The organism is Pseudomonas sp. UBA6315, from assembly GCF_002438125.1.
Classification (GTDB): Bacteria; Pseudomonadota; Gammaproteobacteria; order Pseudomonadales; family Pseudomonadaceae; genus Aquipseudomonas; species Aquipseudomonas faucium.
Genome location: NZ_DJTF01000127.1, coordinates 1 through 17,536, shown reverse-complemented (window position 1 = coordinate 17,536; position 17,536 = coordinate 1). Strand labels below are relative to the sequence as shown.

Annotated in this window: 16 protein-coding genes and 1 pseudogene; 8 read left to right on the top strand and 9 right to left on the bottom strand. The window is 63.3% G+C overall.

Annotated features, from left to right (window positions below; translation table 11 throughout):
• The 4 genes from B3E94_RS14900 to pcaR form a co-directional block, all read right to left on the bottom strand.
• On the bottom strand, positions 1 to 439 hold a 439-nt coding region (locus B3E94_RS14900; RefSeq protein WP_286914096.1), incomplete at its 3' end, for a CoA-transferase subunit beta.
• A complete protein-coding gene (locus B3E94_RS14895) occupies positions 436 to 1,296 on the bottom strand; it encodes a CoA transferase subunit A (protein ID WP_176511873.1) in 861 nt (286 codons plus the stop codon). The genes B3E94_RS14895 and B3E94_RS14900, both read right to left, overlap by 4 nt.
• Positions 1,297 to 1,431: 135 nt before the next feature.
• Positions 1,432 to 2,775: an MFS transporter gene (locus tag B3E94_RS14890; protein WP_286914095.1), complete on the bottom strand. Its 1,344-nt coding sequence runs from the start codon at positions 2,773 to 2,775 to the stop codon at positions 1,432 to 1,434.
• A gap of 304 nt (positions 2,776 to 3,079) precedes the next feature.
• Positions 3,080 to 3,955 (bottom strand): pca regulon transcriptional regulator PcaR, encoded by an 876-nt coding sequence (gene pcaR / locus B3E94_RS14885; protein WP_236193445.1) that lies wholly within the window; start codon positions 3,953 to 3,955, stop codon positions 3,080 to 3,082.
• A gap of 458 nt (positions 3,956 to 4,413) precedes the next feature.
• Between pcaR and B3E94_RS14880 the strand changes: the two genes are divergently transcribed.
• Positions 4,414 to 4,614 (top strand): hypothetical protein, encoded by a 201-nt coding sequence (locus B3E94_RS14880; protein WP_176511875.1) that lies wholly within the window; start codon positions 4,414 to 4,416, stop codon positions 4,612 to 4,614.
• A gap of 290 nt (positions 4,615 to 4,904) precedes the next feature.
• Positions 4,905 to 6,377, top strand: coding sequence for an inorganic phosphate transporter (locus B3E94_RS14875; RefSeq protein ID WP_176511876.1), 1,473 nt, complete (start codon positions 4,905 to 4,907; stop codon positions 6,375 to 6,377).
• A 164-nt stretch (positions 6,378 to 6,541) separates the two neighbouring features.
• Here the strand turns inward: B3E94_RS14875 and B3E94_RS14870 are convergent, their stop codons facing one another.
• On the bottom strand, positions 6,542 to 8,017 hold the full coding sequence (locus B3E94_RS14870) for a helicase HerA-like domain-containing protein (RefSeq protein WP_176511877.1): 1,476 nt from the start codon (positions 8,015 to 8,017) through the stop codon (positions 6,542 to 6,544).
• A 97-nt stretch (positions 8,018 to 8,114) separates the two neighbouring features.
• Between B3E94_RS14870 and B3E94_RS25625 the strand changes: the two are divergent.
• The 5 genes and pseudogenes from B3E94_RS25625 to B3E94_RS14850 form a co-directional block, all read left to right on the top strand.
• Positions 8,115 to 9,200 (top strand): annotated as a pseudogene (locus B3E94_RS25625) (cache domain-containing protein); the annotation flags it as partial.
• A 93-nt stretch (positions 9,201 to 9,293) separates the two neighbouring features.
• The gene (locus tag B3E94_RS25620; RefSeq protein WP_371871925.1) at positions 9,294 to 10,058 is read left to right on the top strand and encodes a methyl-accepting chemotaxis protein; all 765 of its coding nucleotides are present in this window, start codon (positions 9,294 to 9,296) and stop codon (positions 10,056 to 10,058) included.
• Positions 10,059 to 10,248: 190 nt separating this feature from the next.
• Entirely contained in the window at positions 10,249 to 11,370 is a 1,122-nt protein-coding gene (locus B3E94_RS14860; RefSeq protein ID WP_286914093.1) for a glycosyltransferase family 4 protein, read from the top strand.
• A complete protein-coding gene (locus tag B3E94_RS14855; RefSeq protein ID WP_286914091.1) occupies positions 11,363 to 12,127 on the top strand; it encodes a DUF2334 domain-containing protein in 765 nt (254 codons plus the stop codon). The genes B3E94_RS14860 and B3E94_RS14855 overlap by 8 nt, the downstream gene beginning before the upstream one ends.
• Complete coding sequence (locus B3E94_RS14850) at positions 12,124 to 13,116, top strand: lysylphosphatidylglycerol synthase transmembrane domain-containing protein (protein ID WP_286914090.1); 993 nt, start codon at positions 12,124 to 12,126, stop codon at positions 13,114 to 13,116. Before B3E94_RS14855 ends, B3E94_RS14850 begins: the two co-directional genes overlap by 4 nt.
• Positions 13,117 to 13,378: 262 nt before the next feature.
• On the opposite strand, the gene purU is transcribed toward B3E94_RS14850, so the two are convergent.
• Positions 13,379 to 14,230: a formyltetrahydrofolate deformylase gene (gene purU / locus B3E94_RS14840; protein WP_008097675.1), complete on the bottom strand. Its 852-nt coding sequence runs from the start codon at positions 14,228 to 14,230 to the stop codon at positions 13,379 to 13,381.
• Between the two features lie 297 nt (positions 14,231 to 14,527).
• On the opposite strand from purU, the gene mvaT reads away from it, so the two are divergent.
• A complete protein-coding gene (mvaT, locus tag B3E94_RS14835) occupies positions 14,528 to 14,905 on the top strand; it encodes a histone-like nucleoid-structuring protein MvaT (RefSeq protein WP_176511882.1) in 378 nt (125 codons plus the stop codon).
• Positions 14,906 to 14,974: 69 nt separating this feature from the next.
• On the opposite strand, the gene sbcB is transcribed toward mvaT, so the two are convergent.
• The 3 genes from sbcB to B3E94_RS14820 form a co-directional block, all read right to left on the bottom strand.
• The gene (sbcB, locus tag B3E94_RS14830) at positions 14,975 to 16,411 is read right to left on the bottom strand and encodes an exodeoxyribonuclease I (RefSeq protein ID WP_286914087.1); all 1,437 of its coding nucleotides are present in this window, start codon (positions 16,409 to 16,411) and stop codon (positions 14,975 to 14,977) included.
• 46 nt (positions 16,412 to 16,457) lie between these two features.
• Positions 16,458 to 16,817, bottom strand: a complete 360-nt coding sequence (locus B3E94_RS14825; RefSeq protein WP_176511909.1) for a PilZ domain-containing protein — start codon at positions 16,815 to 16,817, stop codon at positions 16,458 to 16,460.
• 123 nt (positions 16,818 to 16,940) lie between these two features.
• Complete coding sequence (locus tag B3E94_RS14820) at positions 16,941 to 17,330, bottom strand: tetratricopeptide repeat protein (protein WP_176511884.1); 390 nt, start codon at positions 17,328 to 17,330, stop codon at positions 16,941 to 16,943.
• Between the last annotated feature and the right edge of the window lie 206 nt (positions 17,331 to 17,536).

Sequence of the window (17,536 nt, the reverse complement as noted above, 5' to 3'; positions counted from 1 at the left end):
ACTGCTTGAGGATGATCAGCACCTGCTTGGCCGAGCCTGCGATCTCCGGCGCACCACCGGCACCTGGCAGGCGGGTCTTGGGCGCGTGGTAGTCACCGACCACGGTGGTGTTGATGTTGCCGAAGCGGTCGACCTGGGCAGCGCCAAGGAAGCCGACATCGATGCGCCCGCCTTGCAGCCAGTAGCGGAAGATCTCGCCGGTGGGCACCACGGTGTCGGCGGTTTCGGCCAGCTCGCCATCACCGATCGACAGCGGCAGCACGCTCGGCTTGGCCCCGATCGGGCCGGACTCGTAGATCAGCACCACGTCGGGCGACGAGGTCAGGCGCGCCAGGTTGGCGGCCTTGGACGGCAGGCCGATGCCAACGAAGCATACGGCGCCGTTGCGCAGGCGGCGGGCAGCGGCCACGGTCATCATTTCAGAGGTGGAGTAGCTCATTGTGCAGCCTCCGCGGTGCTGGCCAGCTTGGCCTTGAATGCGTTGAAGTCGGCGGTGCCACGGATGTAGGTGTCGATCCAGGCGGTGAACGTTTCGCGGTTGCGCGCGATCGGGTCCCATGCCTGGTAGAAGCGGTTGTCACGTTCGTAGTAGCCGTGGGCATAGGACGGGTGGGCGCCACCGGGCACCAGGCACACCGCGCTGAGGGCCCAGGTCGGCAGCACGCAGGCGTTCATCGGCGCCTGCAGGTCATCGACGATTTCCTCGACGGTGACGATGCAGCGCTTGGCCGCCAGGGCCGCTTCCTTCTGCACGCCGAGGATGCCCCAGAGCAGCACGTTGCCCTTGCGGTCGGCCTTCTGCGCGTGGATCACGGTGACGTCCGGGCGTACCGACGGCACCGCCGCCAGCACTTCGCCGGTGAACGGGCAGGTGACGCTCTTGATCAGTGGGTTGACCTTGGGCAGGTCGGAGCCGGCGTAGGCACGCAGCACCGCGAACGGCAGGCCGGAGGCACCGGCAACGTAGGCGTTGGCGAGGTCGGCGTGGCTGTGCTCCTCGATCTCGATGGCGTGCGGCCACTGCTTCTCGACGGCATCGCGCAGGCGGTGCAGCGAACCGACACCCGGGTTGCCGCCCCAGGAGAAGATCAGCTTGGAGGCGCAGCCGGCGCCGATCAGCTGGTCGTAGATCAGGTCCGGGGTCATGCGCACCAGGGTCAGGTCGCGCTTGCCCTGACGGATGATCTCGTGGCCGGCGGCAGTCGGGATCAGGTGGGTGAAGCCTTCGAGGGCGACGGTATCGCCGTCCTGGATGAACTGCTTCACGGCTTCGTGAAGCGGGAGAATTGCAGCCATTTGGAGACTCCTGGTCAGGGTGCTACGTTGCGTTCAGATTAAGGAGAGAGGTGGGGGCCTTACAATCCGATAATCGACTATTCGTGCGATTATCGAACCGATTATTGCGCCCCTACCTATCTCCGCCTGGCCCACTCACGTCGCATCGGCGTGGCTGACCAAGCCCTTCACGATCACCCCGACCGTCGCCAATGCCGCCGGCACCAGCAGCGCCGTCAGCACCTGTTCGAAGTTCCACCCAAGACCCAGCAGCGTCGCCCCGCTCCATGCCCCCAGAATGGCGCCGAAGCGGCCGATGCCGAGCATCCAGGACACTCCGGTGGCACGCCCCTGGGTCGGGTAGAAGCGTGCCGCCAGTGAAGGCATGGCCGATTGCGCGCCGTTCACGCACATGCCGGCAACCAGTACCAACGTGGCCAGCACGGTGATGTTGCCCAGGCTCTGCCCCACCGCATAGGCGAACACCCCCGCCAGCAGGTAGAACACGCCAATGACCTTGTGCGGGTTGAAGCGGTCCATGGCCCAGCCGACCGCCACGGCGCTGAGCACGCCACCGAACTGGAACAACGCACCGATGAAGGCGGCCTGCTCCATGCTCGCGCCACTGTCGCGCATCAGCGTCGGCAGCCAGCTGGTCAGCAGGTAGACGATCACCAGGCCCATGAAGTAGGTCAGCCACAGCAGCAGCGTGCCCAGGCCGTAGGTGCCGGAGAAGATCACCGCGAACACGTTGCGCGCGGCCACCACCTTCTGTTCCGGCACGCTGAAGCTGCCCGCCTGGGCCACCACGGCCGGGGCGATCGGCGCCAGGGTCTTGCGCACCTTGTCATTGCCGCGGTTGCGCACCACCAGAAAGCGCGCCGATTCCGGCAGCCAGAACAGCAGCACCACCGCCAGCAGCAACGGCAACACCCCACCGACCACCAGCAAGCTGTGCCAGCCGTAAGCCGGGATCATCTTGGCGGAAATGAAACCACCCCCGGCCATGCCCAGGTTGAAGCCGCAGAACATGCTGGTGACCAGCAACGACTTGAGGCGCTCGGGGGTGTATTCGGAGAGCAGCGTGGTGGCATTGGGCATGCCGGCCCCCAGGCCCAGGCCGGTAAGAAAACGCAGCACCAACAATTGGTCGACGTTGCTGGCATAGGCCGAGGCCAGGCTGAAGCCACCGAACACCAGCACCGCCGCCACCAGCACGCCCTTGCGGCCGAGACGGTCGGCCAGCGGCCCCGAACCCAGGGCGCCGAACACCATGCCGATCAGCGCGGCGCTCATCACCGGGCCCAGGCTTGCGCGATCGATGCCCCACTCCTGGGACAATGCAGGGGCGATGAAACCCATGGCCGCGGTGTCCAGGCCGTCGAGAAAGACGATAAGAAAGCAGAGCATCACCACCCGCCACTGATAACGCGACAGCGGTTGTTCATTAATGAAGGACTGTACGTCGAGGCAATGCCCGACTGCGTGGGGTTTGTTCATTGTTGTTATCCAGAAGTTGGGCACGGGCGGGCCACTGCAACAGTGCAGGGGCAAGTACGGGCAAGTGCGAGCTTGGGTCAGCCTGGAAACAATGGCACTGCAAGCGGGTGCGGCCGCGGCAGCGAAGGGACAGTGAGCATGAAGGTGCGCCTCTTATGTTTTTCTTGTTCGGTCGGCAATGCCGACCGTTGCGAAAGACATTAATCAGCGAATGGAGGGGGTGCAATTCACCGGGAACGACACTGTGCGTTTATCGAACAGGAAACAGTGCCAGGGGGGCCGCAAAGCGACCCCATAGCGCATATCAGCCAAACAGTTGATGGCAAAGATCGCGGCTGGCCGCCAGCAAAATCGGCAGGAAACGCTGCTCCAGTTCGCTGCGGCTCACCCGCCCGACATGGGTACTGACATTCAGCGCCGCCAGCACCTGGCCCGAAGCGTCATAGATCGGCACCGCGATCGAGCGCAAGCCCTGCTCCAGCTCCTGGTCGACCACGCACCAGCCTTGCGCCCGTACCTGCTGGATGCAGGCGAACAGCGATTCGGCGTCATGCAGGGTGCGGCTGGTGCGGGCCTTGAGGTCGGCGCGATCGAGGTATTCGCGCAGGCTGGTGTCATCCATCGCCGCCAGCAGGATGCGCCCCATCGACGTGCAATAGGCCGGCAACCGCCCACCCACCGACAGGTCGACCGAGATCAACCGCTCGACCGTGGCCGAGCGCGCTATATAAAGGATGTCGTCACCTTCGAGGGTGGCCATGTTGGCCGCCTCGTGGAGTTGGTCGCTGATGCGGTCCAGGTAGGGCTGGGCCGATACCGCCAGCGGTGTCGAAGAAAGGTAGGCGTGGCCCAGGGTCAATACCTTGGGCAGCAGCGAATAGGTGCGGCCGTCGGTGGTGGCGTAGCCAAGCTTGATCAGCGTGTGCAGGCAGCGGCGCACGGCGGCCCGGGGGATTTCGGTGCGGTGGCTGATCTGGGCGATGGTCAGGTGGCGCTTGCGCTCTTGGAAGGCCTGGATCACCGCCAGCCCCCGCGCCAGCGAAGTCATGAAGTCAGGGTCGCCGGTAAAAGCCTGGATACGCTTGGCCGGCGAAGCCACGATCGGCGGCGCCAGTGCCGGCGAACTCGGGCGGGGCGCCTCGGGGTTGTCGGATTCGTTGGCCTGGGTTTGGTCGCTCATCGCTCACCTCAAAAAAATCGCTAGCTCGTGCGATTATCGAACGAACGGCCGATAATCGCAATTGACCGCTGACAAATTTACTTATACCTTTCTCCTGCCACTTGTGGCTTCTTTGGAGAGACTGGTCAGGTACCCACCGTAGAAGTCCCGGGCAGCGGCCTCGCCTAGTGCGAGGCCGTTTTTGTTTTCCCCGCCTGCCCTGCCTCGCCTTCGTGCTGAACTTTACCCCGCCTTGTTCGCTCAAAGTTTGCACACGCCGGCAACTTGCACACCGTGATGTCAACGGGACGTAAATAACCCTGTTTGGCACTTTATCGATTGCTATAATCGATTCTGCTGGCACCGATCGATACACCGGCACTGCAGGCATTACCGACATCGGCCATCCAGCACACTCAGTGCATGGGCAACTAGCGCCTGCATACAACATCAGCACTATCACGCATTCAGGTATTACTGTGACGAAAGAAGAACTGCGCGCGGAACTCGAGCGCCAGGCTGAACGTTACAAGGAAGTTTACGGTGGCGAAGTCACCACCTACGCCGCTCAACCCGACCCGGAACGCAAACCCTGGCGCAAACGTGCCACGGTTCAGGATCAGGTGTTCAGCCAGGAACTGGAAAAGATGGAAAAGGAACTGCGCAGCGACGAGCCCTGATCGCTGCCAGGCCACTTGCGGCGCGCCGATCTTTACCGATCGGCCGCCGATGAAATGGAATTACACAAATTTCATACAAGCGTTTGAACAGTGGAACGCCCTGGCCGTTTTCGTAAATTTGGCGAAATTCATCTGATTTTGTGTTTTTTAGCGGAACTTTTTCCGTTTCAGCACGTCCTTTCAGGCATTGAGAGGCGCTTCACAAGCCTGCCGCTGGTCTGCAGTGGGTGCATCGATTGCCAAGGTTTTCTGGCATAATCCCGCCCCCCTATGACCGCCAGACAACCTTCATGATCGATTTATTCAGCGGACTGGATGCCTGGGTATTGGTGAGCCTGCTGCTCGCCTTGACCTTCGTGCTCGCCTTCGAGTTCATCAATGGCTTTCATGACACCGCCAACGCGGTAGCCACCGTCATCTATACCAAAGCCATGCCACCGCACCTGGCCGTATTCTTCTCCGGGGTGTTCAACTTCCTCGGCGTTCTGCTCGGCGGTGTCGGCGTGGCCTATGCCATCGTCCACCTGTTGCCGGTGGAACTGCTGATCAACGTGAACACCGGCCATGGCCTGGCCATGGTCTTCTCGTTGCTGGCCGCGGCCATCACCTGGAACCTGGGCACCTGGTACTTCGGCATCCCCGCCTCCAGCTCGCACACCCTGATCGGTTCGATCCTCGGTGTGGGCCTGGCCAACGCCATGATCAACGACATCCCCCTGGGTGATGGCGTCAACTGGCAGAAGGCGATCGACATCGCCATGTCGCTGGTGGTCTCGCCCATGGCCGGCTTCGCTGTCGCAGCCCTGTTGCTGCTCGGCCTGAAGTGGTGGCGCCCGCTGTCGAAGATGCACAAGACCCCGGAGCAACGCCGCAAGCTCGACGACAAGAAGCACCCACCCTTCTGGAACCGCCTGGTACTGGTGATTTCGGCCATGGGCGTGAGCTTCGTGCACGGCTCCAACGATGGCCAGAAAGGCATCGGCCTGATCATGCTGGTGCTGATCGGTATCGTGCCGGCCAAGTTCGTCCTCGACCTGAACAGCACCACCTACCAGATCGAGCGCACCCGTGACGCCACCACCCACCTGAGCCAGTTCTACCAGCGCAACGCCGGCACCCTGGGCGAGTTCCTGGCACTGGGCAAGGCCCAGCCAAGCGACCTGCCGGAGCAGTTCAGCTGCAACCCGCAGCAGACCGAGCCGACCATCGCTGCGCTGCAGACCTCGCTGCAGGGCGTGACCGACTACCGCGCCCTCAGCGCCGACAAGCGCGTCGAAGTGCGCCGCTACCTGCTGTGCCTGGACGACACGGCGAAGAAGGTCGGCAAGCTGCCAGGCCTGGAAGCCCGTGAAAAGGCTGACCTGGAGAAGCTGCGCAAAGACCTCACCGCCACCACCGAATACGCCCCGTTCTGGGTGATCGTGGCCGTCGCCCTGGCCTTGGGCCTGGGCACCATGGTTGGCTGGAAGCGTGTGGTGCTGACCGTGGGCGAGAAGATCGGCAAGCAAGGCATGACCTATGCCCAGGGCATGTCGGCGCAGATCACCGCGGCCTGTGCCATCGGCCTGGCCAACGTGTTTGCCCTGCCCGTGTCGACCACCCATGTGTTGTCGTCCGGTGTGGCCGGCACCATGGTCGCCAACAAGAGCGGCCTGCAAGGCGGCACGGTGAAAACCATCCTGCTGGCCTGGGTGCTGACCCTGCCTGCCTCCATGGGCCTGGCTGCCGGCCTGTTCTGGCTGGCGTCCAAGGCGCTGGGCTAAGCAATACCGCTGCAATGAAAAAGGCGCCCTCTAGGCGCCTTTTTCATGGATCTTTGGCGGCCTCTTCGCGGGGCAAGCCCGCTCCCACAGGTACCCCACTGCCCTGAAGCTCAGTGAGGTACCTGTGGGAGCCGGCTTGCCGGCGATGAGGCCAGGGCAGGCAGCTAGCGCTTCTTGCCCCCCAACAACGACCCCATCAACCCCCGCACCAACTGGCGCCCCAACTGGTTCGCCGCCTGGCGCACCGCCGACTTGATCGCCTGCCCCGCCGCGCTCTGCAAAAACTCCCCGGCCTTGTCGGCCAGGCTTTCTTCATCCGCCTTGGGCACCGGCGCCGGCTCCACCGGCTCGCCCTTGCGCTGGGTGAGCATTTCATACGCCGACTCCCGATCGATCGGCTTGTCATAGCGCCCCAGCAACGGCGACCCGGCAATCAACGCGGCCCGCTCGGCCGCGCTCAATGGGCCGATACGCGACTGCGGCGGTGCAATCAGCACCCGCTGCACCATCGCCGGGGTGCCCTTTTCCTCCAGGGTGCCGACCAACGCCTCGCCGATGCCAAGCTCGGTGAGCACCGCCAGGCTGTCGAACGCAGGGTTGGGGCGAAAACCATCGGCCACCGCGCGCAACGACTTCTGCTCCTTGGCGGTGAACGCACGCAAGCCATGCTGGATACGCAAGCCCAGCTGGGCCAGCACGGTATCGGGCAGGTCGCTCGGCGACTGGGTGACGAAATACACCCCCACGCCCTTGGAGCGAATCAGCCGCACCACCTGCTCCAGCCGGTCCTGCAGCGCCTTGGGCGTGCCATTGAACAGCAGGTGCGCCTCGTCGAAGAACAGTGCCAGCACCGGTTTTTCGGCATCGCCGCGTTCCGGCAACTGTTCGAACAGTTCGGCCAGCAACCATAGAAGGAAGGTGGCATAGACCTTGGGCGCGTCGTGCACCAGCCGGCTGGCATCGAGCAGGTGGATACGCCCGCGCCCATCGCCGTCGGGCCTGAGCAAGTCTTCCAGTTGCAGCGCCGGCTCGCCGAACAACGCCTCGGCGCCCTGCTGCTCCAGGGTTGCCAGGCGCCGCAAGAGAGCCTGGGTCGAGCCGCTGGTCATCAGGGCGCTGTCATCGCCGAGCAGTTGCGGGTTGTCCTTCAGGTGCGCGAGCAGCGCTTTGAGGTCTTTCAGGTCGAGCAGCAGCAGCCCTTCCCGGTCGGCTACCTTGAACGCCGCATAAAGAGCGGCCTGCTGGCTGTCGGTCAGCTCCAAGAGATTGCCGAGCAACAACGGCCCCATTTCGCTGAGGGTGGTGCGCAGCGGATGGCCGGATTGCCCGGCGATGTCCCACAAGGTGACCGGGTAGGCACGCGGCCCATAGTCGAGCCAGGGCATCCCGGCTATGCGCTCGGCCACTTTGCCCTGCGGGGCGCCGGCGGCGCCAAGGCCACACAGGTCGCCTTTGACATCCGCCGCGAACACCGCCACGCCAGCATCGCTGAACACTTCCGCCAGGTGCTGCAAGGTCACGGTCTTGCCGGTACCGGTGGCACCCGCCACCAACCCATGGCGATTGGCCAGGCGCATGGCTTGCTTGACCGGCTCGCCATCCGTGCCTGCGCCGATAACTATGGTCGAAGAATCCGACATCTTTTTGATCCTCTTCTCAAGCTTTAACACTTAGTGGCCGATACCTCGGGGTGATATTCGCCATTGAAGACAGGAACAACCCAAAGGACTTCCCGGGATGTTGCACTGTTTTACTGCTGTATTCGTGCGAACGCCCGATAAAAACCTTAGCGGAACCGATTACGCCATGAACAAAAGCCTTCGTTTCAGCCACAAGATTCTTTTGGCGGCATCACTGATCGTGATGCTCGCCTTCAGCCTGTTTACCCTCTACAACGATTACCTCCAGCGTAATGCGATCCGCGAGAATCTGGAGAATTATCTGGCTGAAATGGGCGAGTCCACTTCGACCAACATTCGCAACCTGTTCGAAGGCCGCATCAAGTTGGTGGAAAACCTGGCGCAGAACATTGCCCAGCAACCCGAGCAGGCCGAAACCCTGATGGGCCAGCGCGCACTGATCTCGAGTTTTCTGACGGTCTACCTGGGCAAGGTCGACGGTGGTTTCAGCGTGCGCCCCGACTCGAAGATGCCCGACGGCTACGACCCGCGCACCCGCCCCTGGTACAAGGACGGCATGAACGCCCAGGGCGTGACCCTCACCGAACCCTACATGGACATGACCACCAACAAGATGGTCATCGGCATCCTCAGCAAGGTTTCCTCCAGTGTTGGCGTGGTCGGCGGTGACCTGGCCCTCGACGGCCTGGTGCAGATCATCAACTCGCTGAACTTCGGCGGCATGGGCTACGCCTTCCTGGTCAACGACCAGGGCAAGGTGCTGGTTCACCCCGACCAGCAGATGGTCATGAAGTCGCTGTCGGACCTGTTCCCGCAGCACACGCCGAAACTGTCCGGCGAGTTGACCGAAGTGCAGGCCGACGGCCAGACCCGCCTGCTGACCTTCACCCCGATCAAGGGCCTGCCTTCGGCCAACTGGTACATCGGCCTGTCGGTGGACAAGGACAAGGCCTTCGCCATGCTCAGCACCTTCCGCACCTCGGCGGTGATCGCCACCGTGGTGGCGGTGGTGATCATCATCGGCCTGCTGGGCCTGCTGATCCGTGTGCTGATGCAACCGCTGCTGACCATGACCCGCGCCATGGAAGACATCGCCGAAGGCGAAGGCGACCTGACCAAGCGCCTGAGCATCCACAACCACGACGAATTCGGCGTGCTGGGCACCGCCTTCAACCGCTTCGTCGAGCGGATCCACGGCTCGATCCGCGAAGTGTCCTCGGCCACCGAGCAGGTCAACGAAGTGGCCCTGCGGGTGATCAGCGCCTCCAACTCGTCGATGACCAACTCCGACGAGCAGTCCAACCGCACCAACAGTGTCGCCGCCGCCATCAACGAACTGGGCGCCGCCGCCCAGGAGATCGCCGGCAACGCCGCCCAGGCTTCGCAGCACGCAACCTCTGCACGCCTGCTGGCCGAGGAAGGGCAGCAGGTGGTCGAGCGCAACATCGCGGCGATGAACCGCTTGTCCGACCTGATCGTCACCTCCAGCGCACACATCGAGACGCTCAACAGCAAGACCGTCAACATCGGCCAGATTCTCGAGGTGATCACCAGCATTTCCCAGCAGACCAACCTGCTGGCGCTGAACGCCGCGATCGAAGCCGCACGTGCCGGTGAAGCCGGCCGCGGGTTCGCCGTGGTGGCCGATGAAGTGCGCAACCTGGCCCACCGCACCCAGGAATCGGCGCAGCAAGTGCAGAGCATGATCGAAGAGCTGCAGGTCGGCGCCCGCGAGTCGGTCGAGACCATGGGCCAGAGCCAGCGCCACAGCCAGGACAGCGTGCAGATCGCCAACCAGGCCGGTGAACGCCTGGACAGCGTCACCGTGCGCATCGGCGAGATCGACGGCATGAACCAGTCGGTGGCCACGGCCACCGAAGAGCAGACCGCCGTGGTCGACTCGATCAACATGGACATCAACGAAATCAACATGCTCAACCAGGAGGGCGTCGAGAACCTGCAGGCCACCCTGCGCGCGTGCTCGGACCTCGAGCAGCAGGCCTCGCGCCTGAAGCAGCTGGTCGGCAGCTTCCGCATCTGACCCGCGCTCATCACCGCCAAGCCGGCTCCCCACCCAGCCCTGTGGGAGCCGGCTTGCCGGCGATGGCTGCCCCCCCTCCCCCCAGCTCAACCCGATCGAACAAACTATCCTTCAGGAAGGTCAACCTTTAGGCGCGTCATCGTCGGCTTTATTACCGCCGCATGACAGACCCGAAGACGATCCCGGAGGGATGCTGATCGTGCACATCGCTGACATCACCATGTTCTATGCCCCCGCCAGCGGCGGCGTACGGACTTATCTTGATGCCAAACACCATCGCCTCGACGCCCTCCAGGGCGTGCGCCACAGCCTGCTGATCCCAGGCCCCAGTGCCCGCCACACCAATGGCGTGTACGAGGTACCGGCCCCGCCCCTGCCCTTTGGCAACGGCTACCGCTTCCCGGTGCGCCTGGGCCCCTGGTGCACGGTGCTGCGCCGCCTCAAGCCCGACCTGATCGAAGTCGGCGACCCCTACCTGACCGCCTGGGCCGCACTCGAAGCGCGCCGCCAGCTGGACGTGCCGGTGATCGGCTTCTACCACTCCGACTTGCCGCTGCTGGTCAGCAACCGCATGGGCAACTGGTTCACGCCCAATGTCGAAGCCTATGTCAGCAAGCTCTACGGCAATTTCGACCGGGTGCTGGCGCCAAGCCAGGTGATGGCCGACAAGCTGCGCCGCCTGGGCGTGCGCGACGTGCACGTGCAACGCCTGGGCGTGGACCTGGCCACCTTCAACCCGGCACGCCGCGACCCGCAGTTGCGCGCCCAGCTGGGCATCCCCGATACCAGCCGGCTGCTGGTGTTCGCCGGCCGTGGCTCGCGGGAAAAGAACCTGCCGGTGCTGCTCGACTGCATGCAGCACCTGGGGCGCCCCTACCACTTGCTGCTGGTGGGCTCGAACATGCCGGCCAGCGTGCCTGGCAACGTCAGTGTGATCGACCACTTCTGCCCGCTCGAGGAGGTCGCCCGGCTGGTGGCCAGCGCCGACCTGCTGGTGCATGCCGGCGACCAGGAAACCTTCGGCCTGGTGATCCTCGAGGCGATGGCCAGCGCCACGCCGGTGATAGCGGTACGCGCCGGCGCCTTCAGCGAAATCGTCAACGAACAGTGCGGGCGCCTGTGCAACGCCAACGATGGCCGGGCCATGGCCACGGCCGTGCGCGAAGCGTTCGAAGAGGGGGTGCGCAAGCTCGGTGCCCAGGCTCGCCAGCATGTCGAGCAGCATTACTCGTGGGACAACGTGGTCAGCGGCCTGCTCCAGCATTACCAGGCCGTGCTCGGCCACCAGCCGCAGGTGCGCGCCCATGGCTGAGGCCGAAGGTTCGTCGCGCAGCCTGATGCTGGTGCTGCACGACATCGCCCCGGAAACCTGGCCGGACTACCAGCCATTCGTGCAGGCGGTCGACGAAATGGGCAACGTGCCGATGACCTGGCTGGTGGTGCCGGACTTTCACCACCGCACCCCCCTGGCACGCTCACCGACCTTTTGCCGGCTGCTCGAAAAGCGCCTGGCGCGCGGCGACGAACTGGCCCTGCATGGCTTCTACCACGCCGACGACGGCCCCACGCCGCGCAGCCTAGGCGAGTATTTCATGCGCCGCCTCTACACCCACGAAGGCGAGTTCTATGCGCTGGACCAGGCCCAGGCGCTGCAGCGCCTGGAACAGGGCCTGGCGCTGTTCGCCCGGCAGGGTTGGCCGGTGGCAGGCTTCGTCGCCCCGGCCTGGCTGATGAGCCAGGGCACGCGCCAGGCCTTGTGCCAATTGCCGCTGCGCTACACCAGCACACCGCAGCATTTGTATCGCTTGCCCGACTTCACCGCCTTCGATGCCCCCGGGCTGGTCTGGAGCGCCCGCAGCGCCTGGCGCCGGGGCCTGTCACGGGTGGTCTGCAACTGGCAGCAGCAACGCTGGCGCGAAGCAGATACCTTGCGCCTCGGCCTGCACCCGGTGGACATGCGCCACCGCTCGTCGCGCAATTACTGGCTGACGACGCTCGAAACCTTGTTGCAGCAAGGCCGTGAACCCTTGACCAAATCGGCCTGGCTGGAGCGCCAGGTGCTCGCATGAATCGCCTGGCCTGGCTCGGCCTGGCCCTGCTCTGCGCCCTGCTGGTGCCGGCCTTGCTCGGCGGCAGCGAGCTGCTGCCAAGGCTGCAGGCCTTCGACCCCGGCCTGATGCTCACCCTGCTCGGGATGATCCTGCTGTGCTGGGTGATCAACGCCTTGCGCCTGCGCCTGCTGCTCGGCCAGCACGGGGCCAAACTTGGCCACATGCGCAGCCTTGGCGTGGTGATGGCCACCGAATTCGCCATCTGCACCACGCCCGGTGGCAGCGGTGGGCCGTTGACGCTGATGGCCTTGCTCGCCCGCGACCGCATTGGCCCGGCCCGCAGTGGCGCGGTGTTCGCCATGGACCAGCTGAACGACTTGCTGTTCTTCTTCTGCGCGATGCTGGCCATCGCCGGCTATGCCCTGTTCCACAGCCTGGGGCGCAGCCAGGAGAGCCTGTTGCTGGGCAGCGCCTTGCTGCTGAGCTGCGCACTGGCGGTGGTCGTGGCGTTGCTGCGTTATCGGCGCCAGCTGATGCGTTTCAATGGCCGGCTGCTGCAGCGCCTGGGCGTGGCCCCACGGCGCAAGCGGCGCTGGGCGCGCAAGTTCTTGCACTTCGTCGCCGCCCTGGCCCAGACCTGGCGGCTGCCCAAGCGCACCTTGGCGCTGGTGTTCACCCTCACCTGTGCGCACTGGAGCCTGCGCTACAGCGTGCTGTACCTGGTGTTGAGGGGGTTGGGCGTGGAGCTGTCGTGGGTGCCGAGCTTTCTGGTGCAGATGCTGTCGCTCAGCGCCGGGCAGTTCAGCCTGATGCCGGGCGGTGCGGGGGCTGCCGAACTGACGTCGGCGAGCCTGCTGGCGCCGATGGTCGGCAGCTCGACAGCCGCAGCGGCGATCCTGATCTGGCGTGCGGTTACTTACTATTTTTATCTGCTGGCGGGCGGGCCGGTGTTCGTCTACCTGCTGGCGCGTCCGCTGCTGGAGCGCTGGCGGGGTCAGGCGGGTTGAGCTGGCGCCAGAGTTCGGCGGCGCCTGGGAAGTCGGTGCCGTCGTCGTCATCGAGGGCGTCGGGGTCGTAGCGCGCGAGGCAGCCTTCACCGAGGGTGGGGGGAGTTGTGGCAGCGGGCTTGTTGCGGGAATTCGCCAAGGGGACTCCTCGGGGCGCTGTGCGCCCCAATCGCCGGCAAGCCGGCTCCCACAGATGCCTTGTGCAGTAACGGTGGGAGCCGGCTTGCCGGCGATTGGGCTGCGAAGCGGCCCTATGCTCGAATCAGTCGAACACCACGGTCTTGTTGCCGTGCACCAGCACGCGGTCTTCCAGGTGATAACGCAGGCCGCGGGCCAGCACCATCTTCTCCACATCGCGGCCGAAGCGGACCATGTCCTCGATGCTGTCGGCGTGGCTGACGCGCACCACGTCCTGCTCGATGATCGGGCCGGCGTCCAGCTCTTCGGTCACGTAGTGGCAGGTGGCGCCGATCAGTTTCACGCCGCGCAGGGCAGCCTGGTGATAAGGCTTGGCGCCGACGAACGAAGGCAGGAAGCTGTGGTGGATGTTGATGACCTTTTCGGCGTAATCCTGGCACAGCTGCGGCGGCAGAATCTGCATGTAGCGCGCCAGCACCACCACATCGGCGGCATGCTCCTGGACCAGGCGCGACACTTCGGCAAACGCCGGCGCCTTGTCTTTGGGGTCGACCGGCACGTGGAAGAACGGAATGCCATGCCACTCGACCATGCTGCGCAGGTCGTTGTGGTTGGAAATCACGCAAGGAATCTCGCAATCCAGCTCGTCGGTGTGCCAGCGGTGCAGCAGGTCGGCCAGGCAATGCGATTCACGGCTGGCCATCAGCACCACGCGCTTTTTCTGCGCAGAATCGGTAACACGCCAAGTCATGGAGAACTCTTCGGCGATCGGCGCGAAGGCTTCGCGGAAGGCCTCGATACCGAACGGCAACGATTCGGCGCGAATTTCATGGCGCATGAAGAACCAACCACTCTGTTCATCGGAGTGGTGGCTGGCTTCGTTGATCCAGCCATTGTAAAGGGCCAGGAAATTACTGACTTTCGCCACGATGCCAACACGGTCGGGGCAGGCGATCACCAGACGATAGGTGCGCATGAATAAGACTCCAGAACTTCGCAAAGGCGCTCATTCTAGCGGCCCGGCCCAAAAAACGCAGTAAGCATTGCACCGACCGGTAACCCGGCGTGGCCGATGCGTCCCCTTGCGCCCGCTATCAAGTGGCTTGCGCACATGCCCGGGCAATTGACCAGGCTTATGTAAAAATTTCTTAATGTTGAGATAATTTGTCACAGGGTAATTAACAGTTCGGCCGGGTATTAATATGTTTACTTGAGTGTATGGCCTGTCTATTATTGCCCCACACATTTCTGAACACGCATTAAGGAACACTCCATGTCCCTGATCAACGAGTACCGCGCTACCGAAGAAGCCATCAAGGAACTTCAGGCCCGCCTGGCCAACCTGTCGCAGGATGACAAGCTGAAAAAAGAACTGGAGTTCGAAGGCAAACTGCGCACGCTGATGGGTGAATACTCCAAGTCGCTGCGTGATGTCATCGCTCTGCTCGACCCAGAGTCGAAACTGAGCAAAGCCCCGCGTGGCGCAGTCAAGACCACTGGCACCAAGCGTGCTCGCAAGGTCAAGCAATACAAGAACCCGCACAATGGTGAAGTGATCGAAACCAAAGGCGGCAACCACAAGACCCTGAAAGAATGGAAAGCCAAATGGGGTGGTGATGTGGTTGAAGGCTGGGCAACCCTGCTGGACTGATAGTCCACACTCGCCCCGTTTGTTGAAATGAAAAACGCCGGCACGCTGCCGGCGTTTTTCGTTTGTGCCTCAATGGTTGATGGCAAATTGTTCCGACAACCTGCGGGCATGCACTTGCCAGGCTTCCAGCACCCGGCGCCCGGCCTCGTCGGCATCGGCCCAGGCGCTCTGCCGGGCCTGCTCGAAGTCGCCCAGGGTATTGGGCGCGCCCCACACAGGGTCACTCAAGCGCTGCTGGCAGAACGCATGCCAACGCTGGCGCTCGTCGCTGTTCAAGGTCTCGGGGAAGTTTCGAGCGCGGTAACGGAACAGCAACTCAGGCATGCGCGGGTCGTCGAACATCCAATGGCCATGCCCCAATTGTGCAGGGTCCAGTGTGCGAACTTGCTCGCACAGGCGCCGGTCCCGGTCGCCGAGAAATCCGTCATACAATTGCTGTTCAGGGTCTTCATTCGGGGCAAACTCTTCCTGCCCATAAATATGTGCCAGCTTGTCGTGCCACGCCTCTTGTTGATTGGCCAGCGCTTCACCACGTGCCTGCAACTGTGGCAAGTCGATACCCAGGCGTTGCTGATCCACCGGGCGCAATACCGACAACGGCGCCAGCACCGGGCAACGGTTGATCTGCACCAACTTGAGCGGCACCGGTAATTGCCCTTCTGCCAATTGGTCATGCCGCGTATACAAGCGCTGACGAAGTACCTCGGCACTTTCCCTTAATAACGGTAGGGTTTCCTGATGCAGGTCGCACACAATCAGTGCATTGCGATTACGCGGGTGCCAGGCCAGGGGCAAGACCACACCCAGGTAATGACGCGCCGCCGAAAAGCGCCCGGAAATATGCACCAGCGGTTGCAACAAACGCACCTGCTCCATCACTTTGTGTTTGCTGCGCAACTGGAACAACCATTCATACAGTTTGGGTTGTTTTTGCCGTATCAAGCGCGCCAGGGCGATGGTTGCCCGCACGTCGGAAAGCGCTTCGTGCGCATGCCCGTGGTCGATGCCGTTGGCCTTGCTCAGCAACTCCAGGCGCAGGCTGGTGCGCCCATCCTGTTGCGGCCATTCGATACCTTCCGGGCGAAGCGCATAGGCCGTGCGCACCACATCGATCAAATCCCAGCGGCTGTTGCCGCCCTGCCATTCGCGGGCATAGGGGTCGAAGAAGTTGCGATAGAGGCTGTAGCGGGTCACTTCGTCGTCAAAGCGCAAGGTGTTGTAACCCGCGCTGCAGGTGCCTGGGCGCGCCAGTTGCTCATGCACGCGGGTCATGAACTCGGCTTCGCACAAGCCTTGGGTGGCCAGTTGCTGCGGGGTGATGCCGGTCACCAGGCAAGCGGCCGGGTGCGGCAGTATGTCGTCGGAGGGGCGGCAATAAAGGTTGATCGGTGCCTCGATCTCGTTGAGGTCGAGGTCGGTGCGCACGCCAGCCACCTGCAGCGGCCGGTCGCAGCGCGGGTTGATGCCGGTGGTTTCGTAGTCGTGCCAGAAAATGCTGGAAGTCACGGGGTCATCCTGAAGCGAGGTTGACCCGATTCTAGCGGACCACGCCTCAGACGGAAGCGTTGGCCGGGAGGAAACTGAAATAGTCACGCAGCGAGCGCACGAAGTCATCGTACTCGCGCGGCGCCTGCAGCAGCATGAAGCCCGAATCGTAATGGCCCGGCGTCTGGTCTTCGCGGCACCACAGGCAACTGGCGGTCAGGTTGATGAACTGCAAGCCGCCACCGGCCAGCGGCACGCGCAGCTGCAGTTCGTAATCCGGCCCGACCAGCACAGGCAATTGGCTGATCACCATCAGCCCGTCTTCGGAGGCATTACCCAACTGGCCGATCGGCTGATCGGTGAAGCGATTGAACACCCTCAGCGCGCAGGGCAGTTGATGGCGTTCGATATGGCGCTTGTTGAACATGGTCACAAGTGCAGTCCGTACCCGATGCCAGGAATGCAAGGTACTGGCGATTGTTGTAACAACTTAGTTACAGGTTAACGCAGCTCGCTGTGCAAATCCCATGAATTTATCGACACCTTGGTGTTAACGCCAAGGAGAGGTATTCACAGGGCTGGCCACCGCCGTCTGGCCGCTGCGGTAGTGGCCCAGCTTCTCCAGGGTCTGCAGGCGCGCCTTGGCGCGGAAGGCGTATTCGTTGTTCGGATACTGCTGGATCAGGTACTCGTAGGTCTGCGCAGCATCCACGTACAGCTGCTGGCGTTCCAGGCACTGGCCACGCAGCAGCGACACTTCCGGGTGGATGAACGGGCGGGCGCGGCTGGTGCGGTCGACCTGCGACAACTCCAGCATGACCTTCTGGCAATCGCCCCGGTCGTAGGCGCGGTAGGCGTTGTTCAGGTGATGGTCCATGGACCAGCGGGTGCAGCCGACGGTGCTGGCCGCCGCCAGGGCTAAAACGATGAGGGCTCGCATGGGGGATCTCCTTTGATGCCAGTGTATCGGCCTTTGCCCGCAAATCTTCACAGCCTTTTGCCAGGATACCTTGCCCGTTCATATGCCACCCTGCGTGCCTTGCAGGTAGTGCAACGGAACAATGACTACAGCGCGATTCAGGAGTAGCCTTTCGCTGCGCTTCACTATAGGAGTCTGTGCATGACCATCCGCCGTACCAAAATCGT